General features: G+C 60.5%; 28 protein-coding genes and 1 tRNA gene. 10 read left to right on the forward strand and 19 right to left on the reverse strand.

Features of this window, described 5'->3' with window-relative positions; all coding sequences use genetic code 11:
• Positions 1-394 precede the first annotated feature (394 nt).
• The 4 genes from J2X43_RS24995 to J2X43_RS25010 form a co-directional block, all read right to left on the reverse strand.
• Positions 395-988: a PDC sensor domain-containing protein gene (locus J2X43_RS24995; RefSeq protein ID WP_112387921.1), complete on the reverse strand. Its 594-nt coding sequence runs from the start codon at positions 986-988 to the stop codon at positions 395-397.
• Positions 989-1,183: 195 nt separating this feature from the next.
• On the reverse strand, positions 1,184-1,678 hold the full coding sequence (gene gpt / locus J2X43_RS25000) for a xanthine phosphoribosyltransferase (protein ID WP_112387922.1): 495 nt from the start codon (positions 1,676-1,678) through the stop codon (positions 1,184-1,186).
• Positions 1,679-1,837: 159 nt separating this feature from the next.
• Positions 1,838-2,680: a universal stress protein gene (locus tag J2X43_RS25005; protein ID WP_310298842.1), complete on the reverse strand. Its 843-nt coding sequence runs from the start codon at positions 2,678-2,680 to the stop codon at positions 1,838-1,840.
• Positions 2,681-2,791: 111 nt separating this feature from the next.
• Complete coding sequence (locus J2X43_RS25010) at positions 2,792-3,568, reverse strand: competence/damage-inducible protein A (protein WP_310298845.1); 777 nt, start codon at positions 3,566-3,568, stop codon at positions 2,792-2,794.
• Positions 3,569-3,791: 223 nt separating this feature from the next.
• On the opposite strand from J2X43_RS25010, the gene wrbA reads away from it, so the two are divergent.
• The 3 genes from wrbA (at position 3,792) to J2X43_RS25025 (ending at position 5,556) form a co-directional block, all read left to right on the forward strand.
• Positions 3,792-4,388 (forward strand): NAD(P)H:quinone oxidoreductase type IV, encoded by a 597-nt coding sequence (wrbA, locus tag J2X43_RS25015; RefSeq protein WP_310298848.1) that lies wholly within the window; start codon positions 3,792-3,794, stop codon positions 4,386-4,388.
• Between the two features lie 422 nt (positions 4,389-4,810).
• The gene (locus J2X43_RS25020) at positions 4,811-5,074 is read left to right on the forward strand and encodes a hypothetical protein (protein ID WP_112387926.1); all 264 of its coding nucleotides are present in this window, start codon (positions 4,811-4,813) and stop codon (positions 5,072-5,074) included.
• Positions 5,075-5,148: 74 nt separating this feature from the next.
• Positions 5,149-5,556, forward strand: coding sequence for a GFA family protein (locus tag J2X43_RS25025; RefSeq protein WP_310298851.1), 408 nt, complete (start codon positions 5,149-5,151; stop codon positions 5,554-5,556).
• Positions 5,557-5,561: 5 nt separating this feature from the next.
• On the opposite strand, the gene J2X43_RS25030 is transcribed toward J2X43_RS25025, so the two are convergent.
• A tRNA-Leu gene (locus tag J2X43_RS25030) sits at positions 5,562-5,647 on the reverse strand.
• Between the two features lie 33 nt (positions 5,648-5,680).
• Positions 5,681-6,058 (reverse strand): VanZ family protein, encoded by a 378-nt coding sequence (locus J2X43_RS25035; RefSeq protein WP_310298854.1) that lies wholly within the window; start codon positions 6,056-6,058, stop codon positions 5,681-5,683.
• 195 nt (positions 6,059-6,253) lie between these two features.
• On the opposite strand from J2X43_RS25035, the gene ilvA reads away from it, so the two are divergent.
• From ilvA to J2X43_RS25050, 3 genes are all read left to right on the forward strand, one after another.
• Positions 6,254-7,510: a threonine ammonia-lyase gene (gene ilvA, locus J2X43_RS25040; RefSeq protein ID WP_310298857.1), complete on the forward strand. Its 1,257-nt coding sequence runs from the start codon at positions 6,254-6,256 to the stop codon at positions 7,508-7,510.
• Positions 7,511-7,547: 37 nt separating this feature from the next.
• Entirely contained in the window at positions 7,548-7,880 is a 333-nt protein-coding gene (locus J2X43_RS25045) for an HlyU family transcriptional regulator (protein ID WP_112387929.1), read from the forward strand.
• Between the two features lie 193 nt (positions 7,881-8,073).
• Complete coding sequence (locus J2X43_RS25050) at positions 8,074-9,345, forward strand: GGDEF domain-containing protein (RefSeq protein WP_310298861.1); 1,272 nt, start codon at positions 8,074-8,076, stop codon at positions 9,343-9,345.
• 76 nt (positions 9,346-9,421) lie between these two features.
• Here J2X43_RS25050 and J2X43_RS25055 read toward each other — a convergent pair whose 3' ends face one another.
• Positions 9,422-10,036: an FMN-dependent NADH-azoreductase gene (locus tag J2X43_RS25055; RefSeq protein ID WP_112387931.1), complete on the reverse strand. Its 615-nt coding sequence runs from the start codon at positions 10,034-10,036 to the stop codon at positions 9,422-9,424.
• 135 nt (positions 10,037-10,171) lie between these two features.
• Between J2X43_RS25055 and J2X43_RS25060 the strand changes: the two genes are divergently transcribed.
• Positions 10,172-11,134 (forward strand): LysR family transcriptional regulator, encoded by a 963-nt coding sequence (locus J2X43_RS25060; protein WP_112387932.1) that lies wholly within the window; start codon positions 10,172-10,174, stop codon positions 11,132-11,134.
• A 42-nt stretch (positions 11,135-11,176) separates the two neighbouring features.
• On the opposite strand, the gene J2X43_RS25065 is transcribed toward J2X43_RS25060, so the two are convergent.
• From J2X43_RS25065 to J2X43_RS25080, 4 genes are all read right to left on the reverse strand, one after another.
• Complete coding sequence (locus J2X43_RS25065) at positions 11,177-13,165, reverse strand: bifunctional 2',3'-cyclic-nucleotide 2'-phosphodiesterase/3'-nucleotidase (protein ID WP_310298865.1); 1,989 nt, start codon at positions 13,163-13,165, stop codon at positions 11,177-11,179.
• Positions 13,166-13,308: 143 nt separating this feature from the next.
• On the reverse strand, positions 13,309-13,644 hold the full coding sequence (locus J2X43_RS25070; protein WP_112513846.1) for a PilZ domain-containing protein: 336 nt from the start codon (positions 13,642-13,644) through the stop codon (positions 13,309-13,311).
• An 83-nt stretch (positions 13,645-13,727) separates the two neighbouring features.
• A complete protein-coding gene (locus J2X43_RS25075) occupies positions 13,728-14,609 on the reverse strand; it encodes a DMT family transporter (protein ID WP_310298869.1) in 882 nt (293 codons plus the stop codon).
• A 72-nt stretch (positions 14,610-14,681) separates the two neighbouring features.
• On the reverse strand, positions 14,682-15,143 hold the full coding sequence (locus J2X43_RS25080; RefSeq protein ID WP_112513844.1) for an Lrp/AsnC family transcriptional regulator: 462 nt from the start codon (positions 15,141-15,143) through the stop codon (positions 14,682-14,684).
• A 157-nt stretch (positions 15,144-15,300) separates the two neighbouring features.
• Here J2X43_RS25080 and ald point away from each other — a divergent pair, with 157 nt between their 5' ends.
• The gene (gene ald, locus J2X43_RS25085; protein ID WP_310298873.1) at positions 15,301-16,419 is read left to right on the forward strand and encodes an alanine dehydrogenase; all 1,119 of its coding nucleotides are present in this window, start codon (positions 15,301-15,303) and stop codon (positions 16,417-16,419) included.
• A 16-nt stretch (positions 16,420-16,435) separates the two neighbouring features.
• Here the strand turns inward: ald and J2X43_RS25090 are convergent, their stop codons facing one another.
• The 6 genes from J2X43_RS25090 to J2X43_RS25115 form a co-directional block, all read right to left on the reverse strand.
• Positions 16,436-16,936, reverse strand: coding sequence for a DUF1203 domain-containing protein (locus J2X43_RS25090; protein WP_310298878.1), 501 nt, complete (start codon positions 16,934-16,936; stop codon positions 16,436-16,438).
• A 75-nt stretch (positions 16,937-17,011) separates the two neighbouring features.
• Positions 17,012-17,803 carry a M15 family metallopeptidase gene (locus J2X43_RS25095; RefSeq protein ID WP_310298881.1) on the reverse strand — a complete coding sequence of 264 codons (792 nt, stop codon included), beginning with the start codon at positions 17,801-17,803 and terminating at the stop codon, positions 17,012-17,014.
• Between the two features lie 103 nt (positions 17,804-17,906).
• On the reverse strand, positions 17,907-18,467 hold the full coding sequence (locus tag J2X43_RS25100) for a GNAT family N-acetyltransferase (protein ID WP_310298883.1): 561 nt from the start codon (positions 18,465-18,467) through the stop codon (positions 17,907-17,909).
• 4 nt (positions 18,468-18,471) lie between these two features.
• Complete coding sequence (sseA, locus tag J2X43_RS25105; RefSeq protein ID WP_310298886.1) at positions 18,472-19,341, reverse strand: 3-mercaptopyruvate sulfurtransferase; 870 nt, start codon at positions 19,339-19,341, stop codon at positions 18,472-18,474.
• Between the two features lie 43 nt (positions 19,342-19,384).
• Positions 19,385-20,122 (reverse strand): alanyl-tRNA editing protein, encoded by a 738-nt coding sequence (locus J2X43_RS25110; protein ID WP_310298889.1) that lies wholly within the window; start codon positions 20,120-20,122, stop codon positions 19,385-19,387.
• A gap of 6 nt (positions 20,123-20,128) precedes the next feature.
• Positions 20,129-21,169, reverse strand: coding sequence for a cysteine synthase A (locus J2X43_RS25115; protein ID WP_310298892.1), 1,041 nt, complete (start codon positions 21,167-21,169; stop codon positions 20,129-20,131).
• Between the two features lie 233 nt (positions 21,170-21,402).
• Between J2X43_RS25115 and J2X43_RS25120 the strand changes: the two genes are divergently transcribed.
• The gene (locus J2X43_RS25120; protein WP_310299621.1) at positions 21,403-22,044 is read left to right on the forward strand and encodes a ChrR family anti-sigma-E factor; all 642 of its coding nucleotides are present in this window, start codon (positions 21,403-21,405) and stop codon (positions 22,042-22,044) included.
• Positions 22,045-22,145: 101 nt separating this feature from the next.
• The gene (locus J2X43_RS25125; protein WP_310298895.1) at positions 22,146-22,982 is read left to right on the forward strand and encodes an SDR family NAD(P)-dependent oxidoreductase; all 837 of its coding nucleotides are present in this window, start codon (positions 22,146-22,148) and stop codon (positions 22,980-22,982) included.
• On the opposite strand, the gene J2X43_RS25130 is transcribed toward J2X43_RS25125, so the two are convergent.
• Together J2X43_RS25130 and J2X43_RS25135 are read right to left on the reverse strand one after the other, a co-directional pair.
• Positions 22,983-24,290 carry an MFS transporter gene (locus tag J2X43_RS25130; RefSeq protein WP_310298898.1) on the reverse strand — a complete coding sequence of 436 codons (1,308 nt, stop codon included), beginning with the start codon at positions 24,288-24,290 and terminating at the stop codon, positions 22,983-22,985.
• Between the two features lie 36 nt (positions 24,291-24,326).
• On the reverse strand, positions 24,327-25,586 hold the full coding sequence (locus J2X43_RS25135; protein WP_310298900.1) for a cyclopropane-fatty-acyl-phospholipid synthase family protein: 1,260 nt from the start codon (positions 25,584-25,586) through the stop codon (positions 24,327-24,329).
• Positions 25,587-25,651: the final 65 nt, after the last annotated feature.

A 25,651-nucleotide genomic window follows, 5' to 3' on the forward strand; every position in this document is an offset into this window, starting at 1 on the left:
CAGCCCCGGATGTTGTTTTTTGGAGCCAAAAAATCGCGCGCAAAAGCCGTCGAAGTGCACACCCGCGATGGATACAACACCCTGATTCTACGCTCGTTTTTTGAAGAGAACCGGCCTCGTTACTTCCGGTCCAGCTGCCGCCGCAACATCGAAGCCTATTAAGTTTGAAACAGGCGATTCCGTCAAGGGGTGGTTTTTAACGAAGCGTTCACCACAAGATATTGTGGATGGGGCTGTGGACAGTGGGGAAAAGCCCGGAGGCCTTGTTTTTCAAGGGCTTGCAGCGGCTTGAGCCGCCAATGATACCGGTGTCATCAAAAAAACACGAATTTCCAAATCTTGCGATGGCTATTGCGCCCCAAATCGGCATTGCGATTCGGAATGCGAAGAACGCTCAGATCGCGTCCAACGCGATCGTTACGGTGGCGATGCCGATCGCTGCGCCATTCTCGTCGCGGATCGTGAAACTTGCCTGTGTTTCAAGGATTTGCGTGACATCGTCGCGTTCGGCGCGGTCGATGAAGATCTCATCCGAATCGCTGGCGAAGGTTCTCAGATATTTATTTTCGTCGCCCTGCCAGTAATCCACGGTCGGACGGCTCTCGCCGACATTCAGTCCGTTTTTATCGGTCACAAAGAATTCAATGATGATGCCCTGCGAATTGTCCTGTTCGGCCTTGAGATATCGCGAGACCGGTTTCGCCGAGAGATTGGTCAGCATCTGGTACTGACCGGTCTCGATCTCGGCACGGTAGGTGGAGTCGAGTACCTGGATGTCGGTTTTGCTGACATCGCCGAATTTGATGTTCTGGTCCTTGATAGCCTTCATGACAACAGGATCCTTGACCATCGGCCGCACGACTTTATCGACATATTCCCGGACGACCGAGATATAGGCAGGTTCTGCAAGGGCAGGGGAAAAGACAGCAGTTGGCAGGATCGAAAGCCCTGAAGCCACGACCGCAATAACCCAACCCCGGTACCGCATTACCCTTCCTTGCTGCGCGCCCAGAGGCACGCCGTTGCCGGTATATATCTGTGGCAGGGGCAGATTTGCCGGCGCGCCCTTGTGCCGGTAATCTGTGGATGCCCTTGCCGAGCACCCACTATACGTTCGCAATATTACTAAGATAACAATCAATACCCGCACCAGCTGCGCCGGTCGGAAATATCGTCTTTAGGTTTATTTGGGGCCTTTTGCAATCGGTTCCTGATAGGTGAAGCCCATATCCCACGGGAAATAGATCCACGTATCCTGGCTGACCTCGGTGACGAACGTATCGATCGTCGGCACGCCCTGCGGCTTGGCATAGACGCAAGCAAAATGCGCCTTCGGCAGCATGCGGCGCACCTGGGCGGCGGTCTTGCCGGTGTCGGTCAGATCGTCGACGACGAGAATGCCTTCGCCGCCATTCTGCTGCAGTTCCGGTGCGATCCCCTTCAGCACGACCATTTCGCCCTGGTTGACGTAGTCGTGGTAGGAGGCGACGCAGACCGTTTCGATCAGCCGGATGTTCAGTTCGCGGCAGATGATCGCTGCCGGAACCAGCCCGCCGCGGGTGATGCAGACGATGCCGGTGAATTCCTTCTTCAGCCCGGCGATGCGCCAGGCCAGAGCACGGGCGTCGCGGTGGAACTGATCCCAGGAAACGGGAAAGGCTTTATCGGGAAGGGACATGGGGCTGCTCCGCGGCATGAAAGAAAGACCGCCGGCGACCTGGGGCTGACACAAACGCAAATCGCGCAGCCGGGGCTGCGCGAAAAGTGCCGGAACCCGTCACCGGTCGCCTGAAATAGCGGGATTTGCGGTCAAAACGCAAGTCCCGCCCAGATGTCATCAACGGGAGAGCAGCGTTAGCGCCGTCATCGACTGCAGCAGCGACTTGGTGGTGCCGCCGAAAATCAGCTGCCACAGCCGCGAATGGGTATAGGCGCCCATGACCAGCAGATCGACGCTGTTGTCGGAAAGCCGGTTCTCGATGACCGAGGATGCGCTCTTGTTGGCGCTCTCGGCAGTGGCGAGGCTGACCTTGACGCCATGGCGGGCCAGATTTGCGGCAATGTCGGCTCCCGCCATGCCGGCACTCTGCGTCGCCGTATCGACCGGATCGACCGAGAACACCTCGACTTCGTCTGCGGCTTTGAGGATCGGCAGGGCATCCAGCGTGGCGCGCGCCGCTTCCTTAGAGCTGTTCCAGGCAACCAGCACCCGCTTGATCGGCTTCGGCGTGCGCAGGATATAGGGTATCATCAGCACCGGACGTCCGCTCTCGAACAGGAAGCTGTCGACATCGACATGGCTGTCGGAAGGCTTGGCGGGGTCGGCCTGCGAGGCAATCAGCAGGTCGGCACTGCGGGCGGTTTCGATCAGCGGCGCCGAGCCGTAGCCGGTCGCGGTTGCAAAGCTTCGCCATTCGAAGGGCACGCCGCTCGCCTCCGCCTTCTGCCGGAAGATGCGCTCGACCTCGAGCGTTTCGGAATGCGCCATGTCCTGCAGCGCCTGAACGGCAACCGGATCCGGGATCTCCATCGGCGCAACCAGCGGAACCGCAGACAGCGTCTCGGCGTGCAGCCCGATCACATGGGCATTGTTTGCCGCTGCAATCGAAAACGCGAAATCTGCCACGGTTGCGCTGTTATCGGCAGTATCGAGAATGGCCAGTATGGTTTTGTAGGACATATCAATTCTCCTTGGGCGGCTGAAATGAACTTCCGCGTCTAAAGAATGCTTTCGATGGTGCTCCGGTTCCTTGACTGAGATCAAAGGCTTGGCGGCAAAAGGCCGCGTGTCTCAAGCTTCGGCGGACTGGTTCTCGCCAATCGCCTTGGCCTTGCGGATATCCTCGATCATCGCTTCGACCTCCTTGCCGGCGGCGTCGATGACGTCCTGCGAGCGGCCGCGCACGACGATCTCGGTCGAGAATTTCTGGCCGACATAGCGCGGATAGGAGCCGATGCTGGTCTCCGGATGCGCCTTCTGGATCGCCGCCAGCGGCGTACCGATATCACCCTCGCCATAGGGGCAGGCGATCGCCAGCGACAACACCTTGGTGCCAGTCTTCAGCGTCGGCAGCACATTGCCGATCATCGCCTGGAAGACCTGCGGCACGCCGGCCATCACATGGACATTGCCGATGATGAAACCCGGTGCCGTCGAGACCGGATTGTCGATATGGGCAGCACCCCGCGGCATTCGCGCCATCCGCTGGCGGGCTTCGGTGAACTCCATCTCGCGGCGCTTGTACATGTCTGCGAGCAGTGACATCGCCTTCGCATCGTGTTCGCAGGGCACGCCGAACGCTTTGGAAATCGCATCCGCCGTGATGTCGTCGTGGGTCGGGCCGATGCCGCCGGAGGTGAAGACATAGTCGTAGCGGCCGCGCAGCGCATTCAGCGCCTCGACGATTGAGTCCTCCTCGTCGGCGACGATGCGGACTTCCTTGAGATCGATGCCCGAGAGCGTCAGCAAATCGGCGAGATAGCCGATATTCTTGTCCTTGGTACGGCCCGAAAGCAGTTCGTCGCCGATGGCGAGCATGGCGGCAGTCACGATGGTCTGATTGGTCATGGAAACAGTCCGGAATGAAAATCGTCCGCTATAGGTAGCGCCGATTGCGCCGCTTGCAAATGCGGCGGAAAAACTGTTCGAAAATCACAAAAATAAGACAGCAAGCACTTTTGCGTCTTCATACAGTGAACACTGAGTTCTGTTTAGGCGGGCTGTGCCATCGACGCGCGGCTGATAGAACCGGCACCGGTTACAAACCCAATCAACCCAGACGGAGCTTGAAATGGCAAAAGTCCTCGTTCTCTACTACTCGGCTTACGGCCACATCGAAACCATGGCCTATGCCGTAGCTGAAGGTGCGAAGTCGGCTGGCGCCGACGTCACCGTCAAGCGCGTACCGGAACTGGTGTCCGAAGAAGTCGCCAAGGCTTCCTATTACAAGCTCGACCAGAAGGCCGAGATCGCAACCGTTGACGAACTCGTCGAATATGACGCGATCATCGTCGGCGCCGGTACCCGCTTCGGCACCGTTGCCTCGCAGATGCGCAATTTCTGGGACCAGACCGGCGGTCTGTGGTTCGGCGGCAAGCTCGTCGGCAAGGTCGGCTCGATGTTCACCTCCTCGGCGACCCAGCACGGCGGCCAGGAATCGACGATCCTCGGCTTCGTCCCGACCTTCCTGCACCACGGCATGGCCTATGCCGGTCTTCCCTATGCCTTCCAGGGTCAGATGGGCACTGAGGAAGTTAAGGGCGGCTCGCCCTACGGCGCTTCGACGATCACCAACGGCGACGGCTCGCGCCAGCCTTCCGAGATCGAACTCGAAGGTGCACGCTTCCAGGGCGCTCACGTTGCAAAGCTTGCAGCCAAGCTCGCCTAACACCTATTGACGCTGATCAATGGGAACGGCGCGGCCTCGGCTGCGCCGTTTTTGCTGGGCGTATCAGCCCAGATTATGAAGCTGTGAAGTCAGGGCAAGAAAAGACACTGCCGCGATCGCCGTTGCGAAAATACAGGCCGCAGTCGCCTTGTAGAATCTCAGACGCTTCGTTCTGACGCCATCCCAATCGTATACCACCGTCTTACTCCCACAAGACAATCTCTACACATACGCCGCATCGTCATTCTTGCATCTTGCGTCGGCCAATCAATCGCCAGCGCCCCGTTCTGCACAATATACAAGCACATTCGAACGCGATGATAAAGCCTTCGGCATTCTGGCGGACTGCGCAAAAATGGTGCAATCGCCGGTGACGCCCTGTCATGACGTCCTATATGACGGATTTCAAAGGAGATTCGCCGATGCGCGCCGCTGTTTTTCTGATGCTTCTGCTGCCGCTGGCGGCCTGCAACACCACGATGCCGCCGCCCGAGCCAATGCGCGGCAGCCTGACCTATGGCAACAGGGTGGTCTATTATGGAGCAGCGCCCGGCCACGTGGTCGATCACGAATTCCCCGACAAGTTCGGCTATCGCGTCTTCGAGAAATATGTGGTGCAGCCCGACGGCACGCTGAAATTGATCTCGCGCCGGACCGGTTCCGACTATTGGAAGATCCATCGCTGAGTATAGCCGCCGTTTGACTTCGCCTTGATCCGCGCCAGCTTTTCGCGCTGAGTATGTTCCTGGGAGTTTCGCGTATGGTGACGAGAATTGCCAAATGCACCTGCGGCCAACTGCAGATCGTGGTCGAAGGCGAACCGCTCGGCGTTGGTGTCTGCCACTGCTTCGCCTGCCAGAGCCGCACCGGCAGCGTCTTCGCCGCGCTCGCAGCCTTCGGCCCCGATTATAAGGTGACCGGCCGGGCCACCGACTACATTCGCACCGGCGACCAGGGCGCCAGATTTCTCTTCCGCTTCTGCCCGGTCTGCGGCAGCAATCTCTATCACACGGAGGACGGCGAGGAGCATCGCTCGGTGGCGGTCTCCGTCGGCGCCTTCGCCGATCCGGATTTCCCGCCGCCACAGGAATCGGTCTACGATTGCCGCAGGCACCGCTGGGTAAAGCTGCCCGATGGCGTCACCGTCTATGAGAAGGACCCGGAGTAGAGGCTTGGTGCGGGCGGCGGGGATCGAACCCGCATAGCCTAAGGCCGAGGGATTTTAAGTCCCTTGCGTCTACCAGTTTCGCCACGCCCGCAGCGCGCGCTTCTCAATCAACGACTGGCGCGATTCAGTCAAGTGCGGCGCTGGAGGGGGCGGGGTCCGCTGGCTCTTTGGGAGCCGCCTTGCGGGCACGGATTTTCAGGAGGCCGTGGGCGGCCATGGCGCCTATCGCGGCACCGATGCCCTTGATAATGCCGTCGTGCAGGCGGGCGTGGCGGCTGGGCGAGAAATATTGCAACGCCTCGATGGCGATCGCGCCGAAGGCGAGCAGCAGGACGATCAGCTTCCATTGCTTGGGATAGCCGAGCACGAAGATGAAGCCGGTAACGGCGTAGGCGAGCGCGCGGTCGAAATCGACCGTGGTCATCGTGTGCGGGCGCAGGCTGATCGGCGATATCGTGACGAAGACGATCGCGGCCAGCACCAGCCAGGCCAGCGGTCTCATGATTTTCGGTGTTATCATTCCGTCACATTAGCAGCGCCGCCTCCTGGGTGCACTGCAAAAAACCGTGTCCGCGCCGTGTTGTGGAAAGCGGGCTTAAGAAATGCTTGCCGCAACCGAACCGCCGCGGCTGCTTTCAGGCTTTCTTTCGGCCCGCGCTCTATGTCATAGCGGACCCTCGAAATGAGGAATGGACCGATGACCGTCAATCGTCAGGATGTTGAAAATGCCGGGGAGGCGCTGCGCAGCCTGTTTCCGGCAACGCCGCTGCAGCTCAATGATCATCTTTCGGCGCGCTATGGCGCGGAGATCTGGCTGAAGCGCGAAGACCTCTCGCCGGTCCGTTCCTACAAGATCCGTGGCGCCTTCAATTTCTTCCGCAAGGCGATTGCCGAAGGCGGCGAAGGACGCACCTTCGTCTGCGCCTCGGCCGGCAATCACGCGCAGGGTTTTGCCTTCGTCTGCCGCCATTTCGGCGTGCCTGGCGTCGTCTTCATGCCGGTGACCACGCCGCAGCAGAAGATTGACAAGACGCGCATGTTCGGTGCCGAATTCATCACCATCAAGCTTTATGGCGACTTCTTCGACCAGTGCTACAAGGCGGCCCGCGATCACGTGGAAGCCATCGGCGGCGTCATGGTGCCGCCCTTCGATCATGAGGACATCATCGAGGGGCAGGCGACGGTGGCCGCCGAAATCATGCAGCAGCTACCCGATGGCAAGGTCCCCGACATGATCGTCATGCCGGTGGGCGGCGGCGGTCTGGCGGCCGGGATCACCGGCTATCTGGATGGCGTGGTGCCGAAATCCGGTTTCGTCTTCACCGAGCCGGCGGGCGCTGCGAGCCTCAAGCGCAGTATCGAGGCGGGTGAGGCGGTGACGCTCGCCAAGGTCGACAACTTCGTCGACGGCGCCGCCGTGGCCCGCATCGGCGATCTCAATTTCGCAGCGTTGAAGGATTTTCCGGCCGATCAGGTGATGCTGATGCCCGAGAACGCGATCTGCGTGACGATCTCGGAAATGCTGAATGTCGAAGGCGTGGTGCTCGAGCCTGCGGGCGCGCTGTCGCTGACGGCGATTGCGGCGATGGATCCGGAAGATATCCGCGGCAAGACCATCGTTGCCGTCGTCTCCGGCGGCAATTTCGACTTCGAGCGCCTGCCCGATGTCAAGGAGCGCGCCATGCGCTACGCGGGCCTCATGAAATACTACATCCTGCGGCTGGCGCAGCGCCCCGGCGCGCTTCGCGACTTCCTCAATATGCTTGGCCCGGATGACGATATCGCCCGCTTCGAATATCTGAAGAAGACGGCCCGCAATTTCGGCTCGATCCTGATCGGCATCGAAACCAAGGCGCCTGAGAATTTCGCGACTCTGATCGAGAACTTCGACAAATCGGGCATGGGCTTCGAGGACATTACCGAAAACGAGATCCTGGCAAACCTGATCATTTGACTTTGCGGCCGGCTGGCCCTCGTGTTAAAGGCGAAACATGGCTTCGATATTCTCCAGCATTTTTTCGATGTTCTCAGGCGGCGGCGACAAGGCGGCTGCGAGCAGCGGCAGCAGCAAATCCGTTGAGCCGCAGCTCTACGGCGACTGCGCCATCTATGCCGAACCGCAGAAGGAAGGCGGCCAGTACCGTCTGGCAGGCCGGATCGAGAAGGGAGCAGGCGAGGATGTGCTCGTTCGCACCTTCATCCGCGCCGATATGTTCTCCTCGCTCGACGATGCCAACGAGTGCACCGTGCGCAAGGCACAGCAGATCATCGACCAGCACGGCGCGTCGCTTTTCGGCGACGGCGTCAAGCAGCGCCAGGTCTAGGTTCGCCTAGCGCCGGACACGGGCTTCTGTCACTTAATTTTAAGTGATTTCCGCCAAAGGTGCTGCGAAGGGAATCGCAGGATCATTTCGTGGTTGCTCCAACCCGCTCTCCATCCGGACTGGCTCATCGCCCGCATGCGCGCCCTGCGCAGGCGGTGAATGATGCGCGGAATTCGCCTGGGAGCGCGCCGCGATGATCGAAGCCACCAATCTCGGCCTCTTCGTCCTCGAAGCCATCGGCTATTTCGGGCTGATGGTGACGCTGCTGCATTTCAGAAACCGCCTGGGCCTTGGCGTCTTCGTCGCCGCGCTCGGCGTCATGCATTTCATGGAAACCTATCTGGCGGCGGTCTTCTACGTCTCGCTGCCCTTCGGCGTGGCATCGCCGGGCTCTTCGGTGTTCTTTGCCGGCAAGCTGATGATGATCCTGATGCTCTATCTGCAGGAGGATGCCGCAACCGTCCGCCAGCCGATCTACGGTCTGTTCATCGGCAATCTGCTGACGGTGGCGATCGCCTGGATCCTGCAGCTGCATCACACCATCCAGCTTTCGCCCGGCAACGAGGCCGATTTCGGTTTCCTCAAGGAAATGGGCTGGCTGATGATCTGGGGCACGGCGCTGCTCTACCTGGATTCGATCGGCATCATCCTGCTCTATGAGCGGCTCGGCCGTTACATCCGGCGCAAGGTCATCCTGCGCTTCATGATCTGCGGTTTCGTGCTCCTGACCTTCGACCAGATCGGCTTCTTCGGCGCGCTGCATTATTTCATGGACGTGCCGCTGGCGGCTTTCTGGGATGGCTGGAAGGCGAAAATGTTCGCCGTCCTGATCTACACGGTGCTGTTTGCAGTCTACGAAATCTATGTCAGGCGCGACCGCCTGCCGTCCTCGGCGCGTTCGATCAGCGACGTCTTCGGCGATCTGACCTTCCGCGAGCGCTACAACGATCTGCTCGACCGCAGCGGACGCGATATCCTGACCGGCGTCTATGACCGCGGCCGCATGGAATTGGAAGCGCCGGTGATGATCCGCGAGGCGCTGCGCCAGGGACTGCCGGGAACGGTGATCATCATCGATGCCGACCATTTCAAGGACGTGAACGACAATTTCGGTCACCTGCAGGGAGATGAAGTGCTGAAGGCGATTGCCGCGCGCCTCGGCACAATCCTGCGCTCGGCCGACCGCGTCTTCCGCTTCGGCGGCGAGGAATTCGTCGCCATCTGCCCGGGAACCGATCAGGAGGAAGGCCTGCTGGTCGCCGAACGTCTCCGCTGGACGATCGCCACCAGCGTCAAGACGCCCGACGGCAAGCCTGTGACCGTCAGCATAGGCGTCGCCACGGCGGACGAAGACGGCGTCAGCTTCACGACGGTTCTCTCTGCCGCCGACGACCGGCTCTACCAGGCAAAGAAGAGCGGCCGCAACTGCGTCGTCGGCCGCTCTGGTCTCGTCAAGGTCAGCTGAATTTCGAAGGCATAGACTGACAACGAAAAACGGCCGGTGATGAACCGGCCGTTTTCCTTGGGGATGCGTCGAGCCGTTAAGCGGCGAGGGCGATTTCTTCTGCGCGGGCCTTGGCGGCGCCGATTGCCTTTTCGGCCGCTTCCGGACCGAAGGCCAGGCCTTCGACATAGATGGTCTCGACGTCAGTGATCCCGAGGAAGCCGAGAACCGACTTCAGGTACGGAACAGCATGGTTCATACTGACGGCTGGGCCCTGCGAATAGACGCCGCCCGAAGCGAGCACCACATAGACCTTCTTGCCGGTGGCGAGGCCAACGGGGCCGTTTTCGGTGTAGCTGAAAGTGCGGCCGGCACGCGCAACGTTGTCGATCCAGGTCTTCAGCGAAGAATAGATGTTGAAGTTGATGAGGCCGGTGCCGATGACGATGGTGTCGGCGGCAAGCAGCTCGTCAACCAGCGCGTCGGAGGTCTTGACGGCTTCGGCTTCCTGCGCCGTGCGCTGGTCGGCAGGCTTGCGGATCGCGGCAGTGAAGAGGTCATCGATATGCGGCAGCGGGTTGGCGGCGAGGTCGCGGCGAACAACGACGCTGCCGGCATTCTGGGCGGCGATCTTGTTGGCGAGATCGGCAGCGATCGTCGTCGACAGCGATTCAGCGCGCGGGCTGGAGGTCAGAAGAAGGATGGAAGACATGGCAGGCTCCTCATTTCGAATTGGGTTTGCCGCGGCTGTCAGGGAGGTTTGCCGTGGCTTCGAGATGAGAAATAGGTCTGGCCAGCTATCTAAAAAACTGGGATAATATAGATCAAAATTATCGATGGATTAGATATGCTCCCGAACCCCACCCTCGACCAGCTGCAGGTGTTTCTGACTGTTGCCGATACCGGCAGCTTCTCGGCCGCCTCGCGCGTGCTGAACCGTGCGCAATCGGTGATCAGCTACACGATCGCCAATCTTGAGGCGCAGCTGGAGGTCGAGCTTTTCGAGCGCTCCGGCGCCCGCCAGCCGAAGCTGACAAAGGCCGGTCATGCGATGCTCGCCGACGCGCGCCGCCTTGTTGCCGATCTGGAAGTGATGCGCGCCCGCGTGAAAAACCTGAAGGAAGGGCTGGAGGCTGAGCTGTCGATCGCGATCAGCGTCATGGTGCCGTCGCAGGCCGTGGTGATGGTGCTACGCGAATTCCGTGTCAAATTCCCGTCGGTGACCGTCAACCTGATGGTCGGCGAACTCGGTGAAGTCATGAACATGGTGGCAACCGGCGATGCGACCGTTGGCATCGGCGGCGCACTTATGAAGCAGGACGATACGCTGGTTGCAGAGCGGATCGGCCATTCCTTCATGATCCCCGTCGCCGCGCCCTTCCATCCGCTCGCTAAGCTTCGCCGTCCTCTGACGCTTTCGGATGTCCGCGAAGAGGTTCAGATGGTGGTGCGCGATACGTCTGGCATCACCAACGGCCGCGATTTCAACGTGCTGTCCTACCGGACGTGGCGCGTCAGCGACATCGCCATCAAGCACCAGCTGATTGCAGGCGGTCTCGGCTGGGGTGGTCTGCCGGCTTCGGTGTCACGCGACGATTTGAATTCCGGCAAGCTCGTGCAACTCGATCTTCCTGCCTATGAGCAGGGCGAGTACCCGATCTACAGTCTTCACAAGATCGCCAATCCCCCGGGTCCGGCCACCGCCTGGCTGATCGATCGCTTCCGCAATCTCCTGTCGATGTGCCCGAGCCACAGCGAATTCCAGGAGCAGCTTGCCGCGCTGACCTCGGTGCAGGAAGCGGCAGAATAGGCCGGCGCTGCCGCCGGCCTCCTTCCTCAGATTGTCATCGCCTTAGAGAACCAGCCGGAACTTGGCGAAGCCCTCGGTGGCATCGCCAGCTTCCTCGATCTTGGCGCCCTTGATGTCACCCAGGAACTGCTTCGCTTTCGGCCCGCTTTCGAAGATGGCGGTGGTGCCGGGCAGGGACTTGAAGGTCCAGTTGCCGTCAGCCGACGGATTGATCGTGCCCTGATCGTGGATGAAGCGGACGATCACGTCGCGGTTCGTATCCGGCGCCTGGAATACCACCTTGTCGGAGGCGATCTCGGGGAACTTGCCGCCGCCGCCGGCGCGATAGTTGTTGGTCACCACCACGAACTTCTGCTTCGGATCGATTGGCTTGCCTTCGAATTGCAGGTTCTGGATGCGGTTCGAAGCCGCATTCACCGCCTTGCCGTCATTGTCGTACTTGCGCGGCTGCGACAGGTCGATCTGATAGGTGACACCGTCGATGACATCGAAATTGTAGGACGGGAAGTCATTGTTCAGCAGCGGCGCATCCTTGGACCCCACCTTCACCTCGTTGAACATCCCGGCCGACATTTCCAGCCAGTTCTTCACCTGCTCGCCGGTGATGACGACCGCCTGCACGGTGTTCGGATAGAGATAGAGGTCGGCGACATTCTTGATCGCCACGTCGCCCGCCGGAACGTCGGTATAGTAATCGGCGCCGCCGCGGCCACCGGCCTTGAAGGGCGCTGCTGCCGAAAGAACAGGCAGATCCTTAAACTCGGTATCGGCGAGCATCTGCTTGATGTACCAGGTCTGTGCCTGGCTGACGATCTGCACGGAGGGATCGTCGGCGACCAGCGCGAAATAGGAGTAGAGCGGCGCTGAAGTCTTGCCGACAGGCGTGCGGACATAGGCAAGCGTTGCCTCATGCTCGGCCTTGGCGGCTTGCACCACTTCCTTCTTGTCGGCGACGTCGGCCACCACCTTCTTGCTCTCGTCGCGGTGATAGATCGGTCGCGCCTCGGCAGTGAAATCGACGATCTTCCAGCTCTTGCCGTCCTTCTCCAGCAGCAGGTCGATCAGTCCGAGATGCGATCCCCAGAAACCGGCCATCACAGTCGGCTTGCCATGCAGCGTACCCTTGACCGGATCGGCATTGGCAATGCCGTCCCAGGTCTTGGGGCCGGGGAAGACCAGATGCTGGTGGCCGGTGAAGATCGCATCGATGCCATCGACGGCAGCCAGATAGAGCGAGGCGTTTTCCATCTTCTCTGAGGGTGCAGTGCCGTCGATACCGGAGTGGGACAGCGCGATGACGATATCCGCACCCTCTTCCTTCATGACGGGCACCCAGGCCTTGGCGGCCTCGACGATATCGCGGGTCTGCGCCTTGCCTTCAAGATTCTTGATATCCCAGAGCATGATCTGCGGCGGCACGAAGCCGATAAAGCCGATCTTCACAGGGCTTTCGTTACCGGCCCCATCCTTGATCTGCTTCTCGACGATCATGTAGGGCTTGAAGAACAGGTCGTCTTTCTTCGGATCGGAGGCGAGCTGCCCCTTCGTCAGGTTGGCGCAGACGAACGGGAAGTTGGCGCCGCCAAGCACCTTGAACATGAAGTCGAGACCGTAGTTGAATTCGTGATTTCCCAGCGTACCGACGGTGTAGCCCAGCGTGTTCATCGCCTTGATCACAGGGTGGACATCGCCATCCTTCATGCCGTGCTGATAGGCCATGTAATCGCCCATCGGATTGCCCTGCAGCACGTCGCCATTGTCGATCAGCAGCGAGTTGGCGGCCTCCGCACGGATCGAATCGATGATTGTCGCGGTGCGTGAAAGCCCCATCGTGTCGTTCGGCTTGTCGGCATAGTAGTCGTAGGGGAAGACGTTGACGTGAATGTCCGTCGTTTCCATCAGCCTGAGATGCGCCTGGTTGGCGGCGGCGCGGGCGGTGAAGGGATGGAGCAGGACGAGGGCCGAGGTTGCGGCGATTCCGCTCAGCAGAGACCTGCGGCTAATCGGGTGCAAATCGAGAATGGAAGACATCAAACACTCCTTCAAAAAATCACGCAACGCCCAGCCCGGGGTCGAACGTAGAATGATTTGCACGGGAGTGCATCCGTAAAATGACAGTGGATCGGCACGCGGTCGAAAGCGGGCCGATCCACGGTGATGGCTTCAGGATTGCGTCAGCGCGCCAATACCGGCTTCACGTCGCGGTGGAAGAAGCGGAAGTAGGATGCGACCTTGGCGCGCGCGTTCGAGTTCGGATCGAAGTGAATGCCGAGGCGGCCGTTGTGGCTCCAGCGGATGATTCCGTCCAGCGTTCCCAGGTCTTCGGCTTCGATATAGACGCGGCTGCCCGACGAGGCAGCGACCGGCGTTCGAAGATCGACGGCGATGCCTGTCGTCGACAGATCGACGATGCGCGCGTCGATGATCTGGTTCAGATAGCGCAGCTTGCCGAATATGCGGCAGCGCTTGCGCTCGGACTTGCGGGTGATGATGTTCAGATTGCGTGTCATACAGCTCCCCAAAACGATTTGAGGGAACTGTAGCAACGGAAAATTGAAATCTTTTTAGACAGTTCGATAAAATTGCACGAAATCTAATGCGCTTTGGCGGCCTGCCGCGACACCACATGCTCGCGCCAGATGGTGAAGATGCCAGCCGCCACGACGATCACCGAGCCGATGACTGTGGTCAGGCTGATGCTCTCGCCGAAAATGGTGACGCCGAGGATCGAGGCGTAGACGAGCTGCAGATAGGTGAGCGGCTGCACGGCTGCCGCATCCAGCATGTCGTAGGCGCGGATCAGGAAATAATGGCTGGAAATGCTGGTCATGCAGACCAGCGCCATCCAGCCCCAATCGCCCGGCAGCATCCAGGTCCAGTAGAAGGGACCGATCAGCGTCATGGTGATGCCGCCGACGACGCCGGTATAGAAGAAGCTGGTCATCGAGCTGTCGTCGCGCGACACCAGACGCGTGGCGATGACATAGAAGGCGAAGATGAAGCACGAGACGATGGCGAGCATCAGCTTGACGTCGAAGAACTCGCCCTCCGGTTTCAGGATCAGCAGGACGCCGAAAAGCCCGGCGCCGATCGCCGTCCAGCGCCGCCAGCCGACGCGCTCACCGAGGATCGGCATGGAGAGCAGGGCGATGATGATCGGCGTCGCCGCAAAGATCGCCTGCGAATGCGCCAGCCCGATGACCGCAAAGCAGGTAATGGCAAGCACGACCTGAACGGCGAGCAGTACGCCGCGTGTCACCTGCAGCAGCGGCCGCTTGGTGCGCGCCGTCTGTCGGATGCCGCCGCGCATCTTGGAGGCCAGCAGGATGGTGAAAAGCGCAAAGGCCCAGTAGCGGATCATCGTCACAAAGATCGGCGGGTAGAGGCCGCCGAGATGCTTGGAGATCGCATCCTGTGCCGAAAAGATCGTCAGCGCCAGAAGGACGAAGATATAGCCTTGCGTCTTGGATTTCATGTCTTGCAGTCAGGCATTGGGAGTGTCCGCTTGGCACAAGCTTGGTCAGGATTCCCGGTGCTTTGCAAGGTCTCAGAAGCCGACATTCGGCCGGTCGAAGATTTCGCGCAGCGCAAAGCTGGAATTGATCTTCACGACATGGGGCAGCGCCGAGAGCCAGTCGCGGTGGATGCGCTCGTAGTCTTCGAGATCGCGGGCGGCGACCCGCAGGATATAGTCGTATTCGCCCGACATCAGATAGCACACCAGCACGTTCGGACAGCGCTTCACCGCCAGTTCGAATTCCGACAGCGTCTTGGCGAACTGGCCCGACAGCGAGATGTGGACGATCGCGATCATCTTGTATTCGAGCACCTTGTTGGAAAGGCGGGCATGATAGCCGGCGATCGCTCCGTTCTTTTCGAGGATATCGAGACGCCGCGAACAGGCCGAAGCCGAGAGGCCCACCTTGTTGGCAAGTTCGGCGTTGGTAATCCGGGCGTTTGCTTGAAGCGCTCTCAGAATCGCAAGATCGATACTGTCGAGTTCAGACATTCGAAGAACCTTCGGTTTGAATTCATGAAACCGCACAATCTTCGAAAAACAGTCGTCAGGCAACTCCTCTTTGCAAGGACATTTCGCAGCAGCGGTGGTTGGATTTGTCCATTGAAAACGCCCGCACCAAGCGGGCTCAAAATGAGAGGAACGCCTAATGCGTGTCGGTTGCCCGAAGGAAATCAAGAACCATGAATATCGTGTCGGTCTGACACCGGCTTCGGTTCGTGAATATGTCGCCCATGGCCATGAAGTCTGGGTCGAAACCAAGGCAGGCGCCGGCATTGGTGCCGATGATGCCGCCTATGCCGCCGCCGGCGCGAAGATCGCTGCCACGGCCAAGGACATCTTCGAAAAGTGCGATATGATCGTCAAGGTCAAGGAGCCGCAGCCCTCCGAATGGGCGCAGCTTCGCGACGGTCAGCTTCTCTATACCTATCTCCATCTCGCGCCGGATCCGGAACAGACCAAGGGTCTGCTCGCCTCCGGCGTGACCGCGATCGCCTATGAGACCGTTACCGATGAGCGCGGCGGTCTGCCGCTACTCGCGCCGATGTCGGAAGTTGCCGGCCGCCTGTCGATCCAGGCTGGCGCCACCGCGCTGCAGAAGGCCAATGGCGGCCTCGGCATTCTCCTTGGCGGCGTCCCCGGCGTTCTGCCTGCCAAGGTCACCGTCATCGGCGGCGGCGTCGTCGGCCTGCATGCCGCCAAGATGGCGGCCGGTCTGGGTGCCGATGTCAGCATTCTCGACCGTTCGCTGCCGCGCCTGCGCCAGCTTGACGATATCTTCAACGGCCGCGTCCACACGCGTTATTCCAGCATCCAGGCGCTCGAGGAAGAAGTGTTCTCGGCCGACCTCGTCATCGGCGCCGTGCTGATCCCGGGCGCTGCCGCGCCCAAGCTCGTCACCCGCGAAATGCTCTCGGGCATGAAGAAGGGCTCCGTCATCGTCGACGTCGCCATCGACCAGGGCGGCTGCTTCGAAACCTCACATGCAACGACCCATTCCGAGCCGACCTATGAAGTCGACGGCGTGGTGCACTACTGCGTCGCCAACATGCCGGGCGCCGTGCCCGTCACCTCGGCGCATGCGCTGAACAACGCAACGCTGGTCCACGGCCTGGCGCTCGCCGACCGCGGCCTGCGCGCCATTGCCGAAGACAAGCACCTGCGCAACGGCCTGAACGTCCACAAGGGTCGCGTCACCTACAAGCCGGTTGCTGAAGCACTGGGCTACGAAGCCTACGCGCCGGAAAGCGTCCTCAACGTAGCGTAATTCCCATCACGCTACGTTAGATGAAGGCGCCGGCTTCGCGAGAGTCCGGCGCCTTTTCTATGCGGCACTGGAAGCAGTTGTTGCGTGCCGAGCGGACATGCACATAGGCGATACCAGGCCGCTGCAGCAGGCCACCGGCATAGGCCGGGATATCACGCGTCGGCGTTACCGCGCCAGTGCCGTAAACGATGCGGTTGTTGTCGGAATAGCCGCGGACGATGTAGTCGGTACTGCTGAGAACGGGCGGGACGATCTCTTCGGCCTGGTAACGCTCGCAACGGCGCTTGTGCAGGAAGATCGGCCCGGTTTCGGCATAGGGCTGCATCTCGGGAAACGGCCGGTAGGCGAAAACCAGCAATTCTTCTCCGGCATCGATATTGCCAAGGCAGTGACGGCAGGGATGGCCGGGCCCATCGGACACCATCGTTTCCGGCAGGAAGCCATAGGAATCGGTGCCGCCATTCCAGAGTTGTTCGGCGTCGGCAGTCGGCATTGCGGAAAAACGGATATCGGTCATGGCGGTCTCCTCAGGGGTCCGCCATGAAATGCGCCTTTATCAGGAAGCGAACCACCCGATTCCTGTGAGGTTTCGCTAAGCGAGTTTGTCAGCGTCGAGAATTTTCGCGCCGTTGTCGAAGACCGATTTCAGGCCTGCAAACCCCAGGATCTGTGGCAGGGGCGCGAAACTCACTTCTCCGAACCGCAGTGTTGGGAATGTCTCGCTGCTATGAGCCGCATCCACAGCGACTTCTGACGGCCCGATATCCGTAACCTTCAGCCCCGGTATCTTGCCGACATCCGCGACCGTCACGAAAAGATCGCCGAATATGCTCTTCACATCCGCTGCGAGAGGATTGCTGTTCACGTTCATCGTCACGTCCTTGACCGACGGCGCGTCGTTGTCGATGAACTTGACGATCTCATAGTGCATCGGATCGTTGAAAGCTTTGCCCCAGCGAAAGCCGTGGTGTTGGAAAACCGGCGCAAGGGGTGCGGTCGTGCAGCCGAGACATTTGTCGTCCGAGTTGAGGTCGATAGCGATCCCAAATGAGTGGTTGGATGGCTCCTTGCTCAGCGCCCCAGATACTGGCTTCTTCAGCCGCTGATGGAAAGCGCCTGCACAGCTGTCGATATGCTTCAGCAATCCGAGCCGCTCGATGTCCTCAAATGCTGCCAGCAGCTGGTTCTGACCGCGCTTGTGGAATTTGATGACGCCACCGTTGGTATGCGGGATTCGCCGTAGCTGCGGTACGGTAACGTTGACGACATCGGATGAGCTGAAGCCATCGATGAACGTGATCGGGTCGCCACGCCGCCAATCGTTATGCTGCGTCTTGAATTTCACGACCCCGAAAAGCGGGTGGTTGTAGATACCTATCGGCATTGTCTTCTCTCCCTCTGATGAGGAAGAGAATAGCGCTTCGCAGATCGTTAATCCATCTTGAGTTGCACTTCAGTCGGCAACCCAGGGTGTATTCCGGTTGCGGTCAGCCGCGTTTCGCCAGCTCCAGCAATTCCTTGTCGCTCAGCGGCCGGACGATGCCGGTGCCGGTCGAAACCGGGGAGAAGCCGAACATCTGGTAGAGCTGCAGGGCGCGGGGATGATCGAGATTGTTGGTCGTCGTCAGCACCCGCTTCGGGTTCAGCGTCCAGATCGCATAGAGTGCCTGGAGCAGGAACCATTTGCCGATGCCGAGGCCGAGCGCGTGTTCGATCAGGCCGAAATGCGACAGCTCGATCGTGTCCTCGTCCTGACAGAAATACTCATAGAAGCCGCCTGGTGCACCGTTGACATAGAGCACGCTGATATTGTTGCGCTTGTCGTGCAGCGTTGCGGTCAGCTGCTCGTCGCTCAATCGAAGACGATCGACCCATTGCCAGCGGGCCCCGACCTGCCGGTAGAGGTGGCGGTAGAAGGGCAGCGGGATCTCGGTCGTCCGCATGATGGCCGTCTGGATATTGACGGGCATCGGCAGGCTCGCCTTTGGCGGCGAGGTCATTTCAAGGCGAGTGATATGGGCGGAGAGCGACGAAGGGGATTTTGCCATGCGCTCAAGCCTTGATCGGATCGGGCGGGCCGGTGACGACAGGCGTGTCGTCGCGGCTGCCCCATTCGCTCCATGAGCCGTCATAGAGCTTGTTGTCGGTATGGCCGAGTGATTCCAGCGCCAGCGTAATGATCGCCGCGGTGATGCCAGAACCGCAGGACGTGACGACGGGCTTCGACAGGTCGATGCCGGCGTCCTCGATCGTCTGCTTTAGTTCGGGCAGCGACTTGAAGCGGCCCTGTGTGGCGAAGACGCCGGAGGGAAGGCTGCGGGCGCCGGGCATATGGCCGGAGCGCATGCCTGCGCGCGGCTCGGGCTCGGCGGCGGCAAAGCGTCCGGCGCTGCGGGCATCGGCGATCTGCAGCGCGCCGCTCGAAACGATGTCGCGCATGCGATCGAGCGTGACCACGCGGGCCTCGTCATAGTTGGTTTTGAAGGTCGCAGCCGCATAATCCGGCTTTGCCGTTTCCAGCGGACGTCCCTCGGCCTTCCAGCCATCGAGACCACCGTCGAGCACGAAGACGTTCTTTGCGCCCATCACCCGGAACAGCCACCAGACGCGTGGCGAGGCAAACATGCCGATGCCGTCATAGACGACGATCCGGTCGTTCTCGCTGATGCCGAGCTTGCCCGCCTCAGTGGCAAAATAGCCGGGCGAGGGGATTGTATGGGGAAGATTGGTCGAGTGATCGGCGATCTTGTCCTGATCGAAGCGGATCGCACCCGGGATATGGCCTGCCGCATATTCGGCATCGGCGTCGCGCTTCTGTGCCGGCAGATAGAAGGAGGCGTCGAGGATACGCAGATCAGGCTTTCCAAGCTCGCCCTGCAGCCAATCGGCCGAAACGACGAAGCGGCTCTTGTCTTCACTCATTCTGCTCTCCCTGATCTCTTGATGCAGCCTTTAAACGGCTGCCTTACGCCTCGTCGCCGGGAGCGCCGAAGCGAATGCGGAAGCGGCGGTTTTCCTTGCCCTTCTTTTCGATCTTGGCAATGTGAATCTGCCCGACTTCCTGCGTTTCCGACACATGTGTCCCGCCGCATGGCTGGCTGTCAATCGCGGAATTCTCGCCTATGCAGACAAGGCTGACGCGCCCGAGACCCATTGGCGGGCGCACGTTCTTTGACTTGACGATACCAGGGTTGGCGGCAAGCTCGTCTTCGGTGATCCACTGCAGATAGACGGGATGATTCTGGTTCACCAGCTCCATCATCTTTGCCGTCACCTCGTCCTTGTCGATCGTTTCGCTCATGTCGAAATCGACACGGCTTTCGTCCTCACCGACGGCGGCGCCGGTGATCGGAAAGGAGCAGACGACGGAGAGCAGATGGCAGGCGGTATGCATCCGCATCAGCTTGTAGCGGCGCGGCCAGTCGACATGCAGCACCAGCTTTTCGCCGACTGCGGGAACCGGCTGCCCGTCGAGCGGCACATGGATGATGATATCCTTGGCGGCGCCATGCTTCGTCTGCCCGAGCGCTATCTTCGAGCCGTCTTCGCGTTCCAGAAAGCCTGTGTCACCGGGCTGTCCGCCCGATGTCGCGTAGAAGCAGGTCTGGTCCAGTTCGATGCCCCCATCGTCGTGAACGGCGGTGACGACCGCCTCCGATGTCGAAAGGTAGAAGTCGTCACGGTAGAGGGCATTGACTGGCATCGGGTCTCACGCTGCTGGTTCGTAGGGTATGTTGAGATCTGCCGCGGACTTGATGAAGCCCGGAACCGGCAGGCCCTTGGACTTGAGGAAGTCGGCGTTAAAAAGCTTCGACTGGTAGCGGTTGCCGTAGTCGCAGAGGATTGTCACCACCGTGTGACCTGGTCCGAGATCCCGTGCGAGATGAACGGCACCGGCGATGTTGATCGCGGTCGATCCGCCGAGGCAAAGCCCCTCATGCTCGACAAGATCGAAGACATAGGGAAGCGCTTCGGCATCGGTGATCTGATAGGCAAAATCAGGCGTGAAATCTTCGAGATTGGCGGTGATGCGCCCCTGGCCGATGCCCTCGGTGATCGAGGAGCCCGAGGATTTCAGTTCGCCGTTCTTGTAGAATTCGTAGAGTGCCGCGCCTTCGGGGTCGGCAAGGCCGATCTTGATGTCCTTGTTGAAGCCCTTCAGACCAGCCGCGACGCCAGCCAGCGTGCCACCGGAACCGACAGCGCAGATGAAGCCGTCGACCTTGCCGTCTGTATCCTGCCAAATTTCCCTGGCTGTGGTTTCGATATGTGCCTGACGGTTGGCGACATTGTCGAACTGGTTGGCCCAGATGGCGCCGTTCGGTTCGCTCTTTGCCAGCTGTTCGGCAAGACGTCCCGAAACCTTGACGTAGTTGTTCGGGTTCTTGTAAGCGACGGCAGGCACTTCGACGAGTTCAGCGCCGAGCAGCCTGAGCGCATCCTTCTTTTCCTGGCTCTGCGTCTCGGGAATGACGATGACGGTGCGGTAGCCAAGCGCCTTTGCGACGACGGTGAGGCCGATACCGGTATTGCCGGCGGTCCCCTCGACGATCACGCCGCCGGGCTTCAGCAGACCCTTCTTCTCGGCATCGCGGATGATGTAGAGCGCGGCGCGATCCTTCACCGACTGGCCCGGATTGAGGAATTCAGCCTTGCCGAGAATGGTGCAGCCGGTCGCTTCTGACGCGCCCTTCAGCTTGATGAGCGGGGTGTTGCCGATCGCTTCGATCACGGAGGGGTAGAAGGTCATGGAATCTGCCTCTTTGGAGCTCTTACTGTAAGAACGGTCTTTTCCCTTCACAAGGCAGGGTTGGCAAGAAATGCTATTCCTCGCCATTGCCCGCGCCGGTAAAATTAGTCTTCAGTTTCGGGAAGTCTCGAAGTCGGCCCCAAAAGTGGCGGGTGATCCGAAGATTGACTTTCCGCGTATGGACGACGACAAGCAATTGCGGAGCGCAGGAACAGGGCGTGGCCGAAGCCGATATGGTTCATGAGCATATAGACAGTGTCGATGCATTGATGGCGCATTATGTCGCCGGTTCATTGCCAGAACCGGCGCGCGTGCTCGTGGCGTCCCACCTGGAACTGAAGCCGGATAACCGCGGCCTGGTGACGGATCTAGAGCTGCTCGCCGGCGAAGCCCTCGAGCTGACGGACGGCACGCCGATCGCCGATCGCGACCAGCGCCTGCAGGCGATCTTTGCTTCAAAAGACATGCCATCGGCTGCCCGCATGCCGAACTCTGCCAAGCCTGTCTTCCCACGCCCCATCCGTGAGCTTGTTGGCTTCGATGCCGATACCGTGCCGTGGAAGACCAAACTCCCCGGATTCAAGGAATATTCGACGGATATAGATGGCTGCGAGGTCAGCCTGATGTGGATCCGTCCCGGCCGTGCGCTTCCCGCCCATACCCATAAGGGCATGGAGCTGATCCTCATCCTAGACGGCGCGTTCATCGATGAACGGGGCCGCTTCGGGCCGGGCGATATTTCCGTTGCCGACGAGACCCTCGACCACCGGCCGGTCGCCGAAAAGGAGCGTCCGTGCATTGCTTTTTCCGTGCTCGATGCACCGATCAAGCTCACGGGATCGTTCCGCCAGCTGATCGGCGATCTGATCGGCTGAAAGCAGCCACAATAGCGTGATATGAGCTTGAATCCGGGAGCACTCGGGGAACTTCCGGACGTGGTTTGGTGTTGAATCCGGCAGTCCTGGAGGTATTTCATATGCGCGATTTCATTGCCCGCCCCGAACACGGCATCGTCTGGATTTCAGGCGCCAGCTCCGGCATTGGCCGGGCTCTGGCGCTGAAGCTCGCAGGCGAGGGCTACAAGGTTGCCGTCACTGCCCGGGATCACGAAAAGCTCGCCGAACTGCAGTCCGAAGCCAACGGCCTTCCGGGCGGCATCATCGTTCTCGATGGTGACGTGACCGATGCCGAGGACATGGAACATGTGCTCGCCTCAATCGAATATGAACACGGCGCGCTCGCCATGGCGATCTTCAATGCAGGTGTCTATCTGCCCGTTCATGCCGAAGAGCTGCATATTGCCGACTTCGAAAAGACCTTTGCGGTGAACCTCTCCGGCGTCGTCAACTGTCTGGTGCCTGCCGTCCGGCACATGAAGGGCAAGGGGCAGGGACAGATCGCCATCGTATCGTCGGTCACGGGCTATGGCGGCCTGCCGACAAGCGCTGCCTACGGCGCCAGCAAGGCCGCGCTCATCAATATGGCCGAAAGCCTGAAGTTCGACCTCGACAAGATGGGCATCCGCATCCAGGTTATTTGCCCGGGCTTTGTGGATACGCCGGCAACGCAGAAGAACGAGTTCCCGATGCCGTCGCTGATATCCGTCGAGGAAGCGGCGTCGGAGATCGCCGCCGGCCTCAAATCCCAATCCTTCGAGATCAGCTTCCCGAAGCGCTTCACCTATCAATTGAAGTTGCTGCGCATGCTGCCCTATAGCCTGTATTTCTGGCTGCTCAACCGCTCCACCGGCTGGAGCGAACGGCCGGTCGGAAAGCACAGCCATCACCCCGTCACTCCACATCCGGCCGAGTGATCAGCGGCTTTCGATCCGATGGCGCAACTCGCGATGCTTCGCCTCGTCGAGCGGAAAATTCCACATCAATGCGACGGCGCCGAGCTTCAGTGCGATCGGCACCCATGCGTAGATGACGCCGAGCGCCGTCAGCGCAGCAGGAGCGTTCTCTGCTCCCTTCGCGGCATCGAAGCCGAACAACGCCAGGGTTGGAAACACCAGTCCGGCAGCCACGGCCAACGAGGCCTTGGTCGCCAGTCCCCAGGCGGCGAAATAGAGGCCGCTGCGCTGTTCGCCCGAATTCGCCGTATCCTCGTCGATCACGTCGGCCTGCATCGCAGGCGGCAGCGACAGATCGAAGCCCAGCATCAGCCCGGTCAGGACACAGATAAGGCCGAACGAATAGATGGCACCCGGAGGCAGCAGAGGTGCCGTTGCAAACACCAGACAAGCGGCGATCATTGCCAGACACCAGGCGCGGTGCTTGCCTGCCCGTCTGGCGGCAAACGCCGCCAGCGGCACCCCGGCTATTCCGGCAAGGAAATAGATGAAAAGCAGCGGACCGCGTGCCTCGGGCATGCCGAGCCTCGCAGAGACGAAATAAAGAAACAGCGTGGCGGGTATTCCGTTGGCAAGCCCGTTCATTAAATAGGCGGAGAGCAGCCGGACAAATGGACGGTTGGCCGCGAGATAGCCGAGCCCCTTGCGCCAGACGAGTATCGCAGCCGTATGGTCCGAAGGTTCCGGGACTTTCCAGAGCGTGAAGGCGCCGATCACCGGCAGCGAAATGGCGACGGCAATGCCAAGCACGGCCAATCCCGAAATCCCGCCCGCCGGATCAAGGCCGATCGCAAAGGGCAGGACGATCGCGATCAGGGTTCCCACCAGCGTCGTCGCTTCGCGCTGTGCGGCAAGTGATGTCCGCCCCGCATAATCGCTCACCAGTTCGGCGCCCCAGGCCGAATAGGGCACCAGCGCCAGCGTAAAGCCGAGGGATAGAAGACAGCCCCAGAGACCGAGCCAGACCACTGTCGCACCGGCAGGCGGAGCATAGAGCGCCAGTGCCGCGATCGCCGCCACCGGTAGCGACAGCACGAAGAAGAACCGCCGTCGCCCGAATCTCGGCCGGTAGCGGTCGGCAAGCAAGCCGATAATGGGGTCGCAGACCGCATCGAAGACACGGACCAGCAGCAGCGTCAGCCCGACGGCCGCAAGCGGCAGGCCGAGCGTCTCGGTGTAATAGGTCGGAACGACGGCATAGAGCGGCAGGCCGAGCGCTGCGAGCGGGGCGGCGGGCAGCGCATAGGCGAGGCGGGTCGCGGCTGTCACATTTGCTCCATGCCGCTCGCCGCTCATCCGCTGCCGTCAGCTGCGCGAAAAGACGACCTGGCGGACGTCGATATTCTTGGCGCGGAAGCCTGCCTCGCAATAGAAGAGGTAGAATTCCCAGAGGCGCTTGAAACGCTCATCGAAGCCCATCGGCCGGACCCGCTCCCAGACATTCCAGAAGCGTTCGCGCCATTCGGCCAATGTCCGGGCGTAATCGAGGCCGAAGCCGAAATCCTTCACCAGCGACAGATCGACCCTGCGGCCGAGTTCCGCCAGATGGTCCTGCGTCGGCAGCATTCCGCCCGGGAAGACGTATTTCTGGATGAAGTCGGGATTGCTGCGATACTGATCGAAAGCCTCTGGTTTGATGGTGATGATCTGCAGCCCGGCCTTGCCGCCCGGCTTCAGGCATTCGCGCAGTTTGGAGAAATAGGCAGGCCAGTATTTTTCGCCGACGGCCTCGAACATCTCGATCGAGACGATCCGGTCGTAGAGCCCTTTCTCGTCGCGGTAATCCTGGAAGCGCAGCTCGACCTGGTCGGCAAGCCCCGCCTTGCGGATGCGCTCTTCGGCAAAGGCCAGCTGCTCGCGGCTGATCGTCAATCCCGTCACCTTGCAATTCATCTCGCTGGCGGCGAATTCAGCGAAGCCGCCCCAGCCGCAGCCGATCTCCAGCACATGATCGCCGGGCCTGATGCCGGTCGCTTCGGCGAGCGCCCGGTATTTGGCGTTCTGTGCCGACTGCAGATCGTTGGCGCCGGTGGAATAGAGCGCCGACGAATAGGTCATCGTCGGATCGAGCCACTGTTTGTAGAAGTCGTTGCCGAGATCGTAGTGGGCCGAAATGTTGCGCTTCGAGCCGGTCTTGGTGTTGGTGTTCATCCAGTGGCGGATGCGCTCGAACACCCGCATGATGCCCTTCCTGCCGTTCGAATATTTCTCCGCCGCCTCGCCGTTGATCAGGAACAGTTCGAGGAAGGCGGTAATGTCGGGGCTCTGCCAGTCGCCGTCCATATAGGTCTCGGCCACGCCGATCGTGCCGCTGGTCATCGCCCGGCTGGCAAGGTTCCAGTTGTTCAGCTTGACGGCGGCGCGGGGGCCCTCGATCCGGCCTTCGATCAGCGCCTTGCGTCCGTCCGGAAGTTCGAGCGCGAGCGCACCGTGCTGCATCTGCAGGAGGCCGCGCAGCGCGAACTTCGCCTTCAGTGGCAGGCCCTTCGAAAAGCGGCCCAGATTATCGGCCGTCAGCGCCAGTGCGCCGCGGGCAAAGGAATTCCAGTCTTCTGCAGTGGTCATGATCGGTTCCTCCAGCCGTTAGCCGGTTAAGGACAGAGATTGCATGAGCCAGCCCCCCGGCATTT

This window comes from Rhizobium sp. BE258, assembly GCF_031457345.1.
GTDB lineage: Bacteria > Pseudomonadota > Alphaproteobacteria > Rhizobiales > Rhizobiaceae > Rhizobium.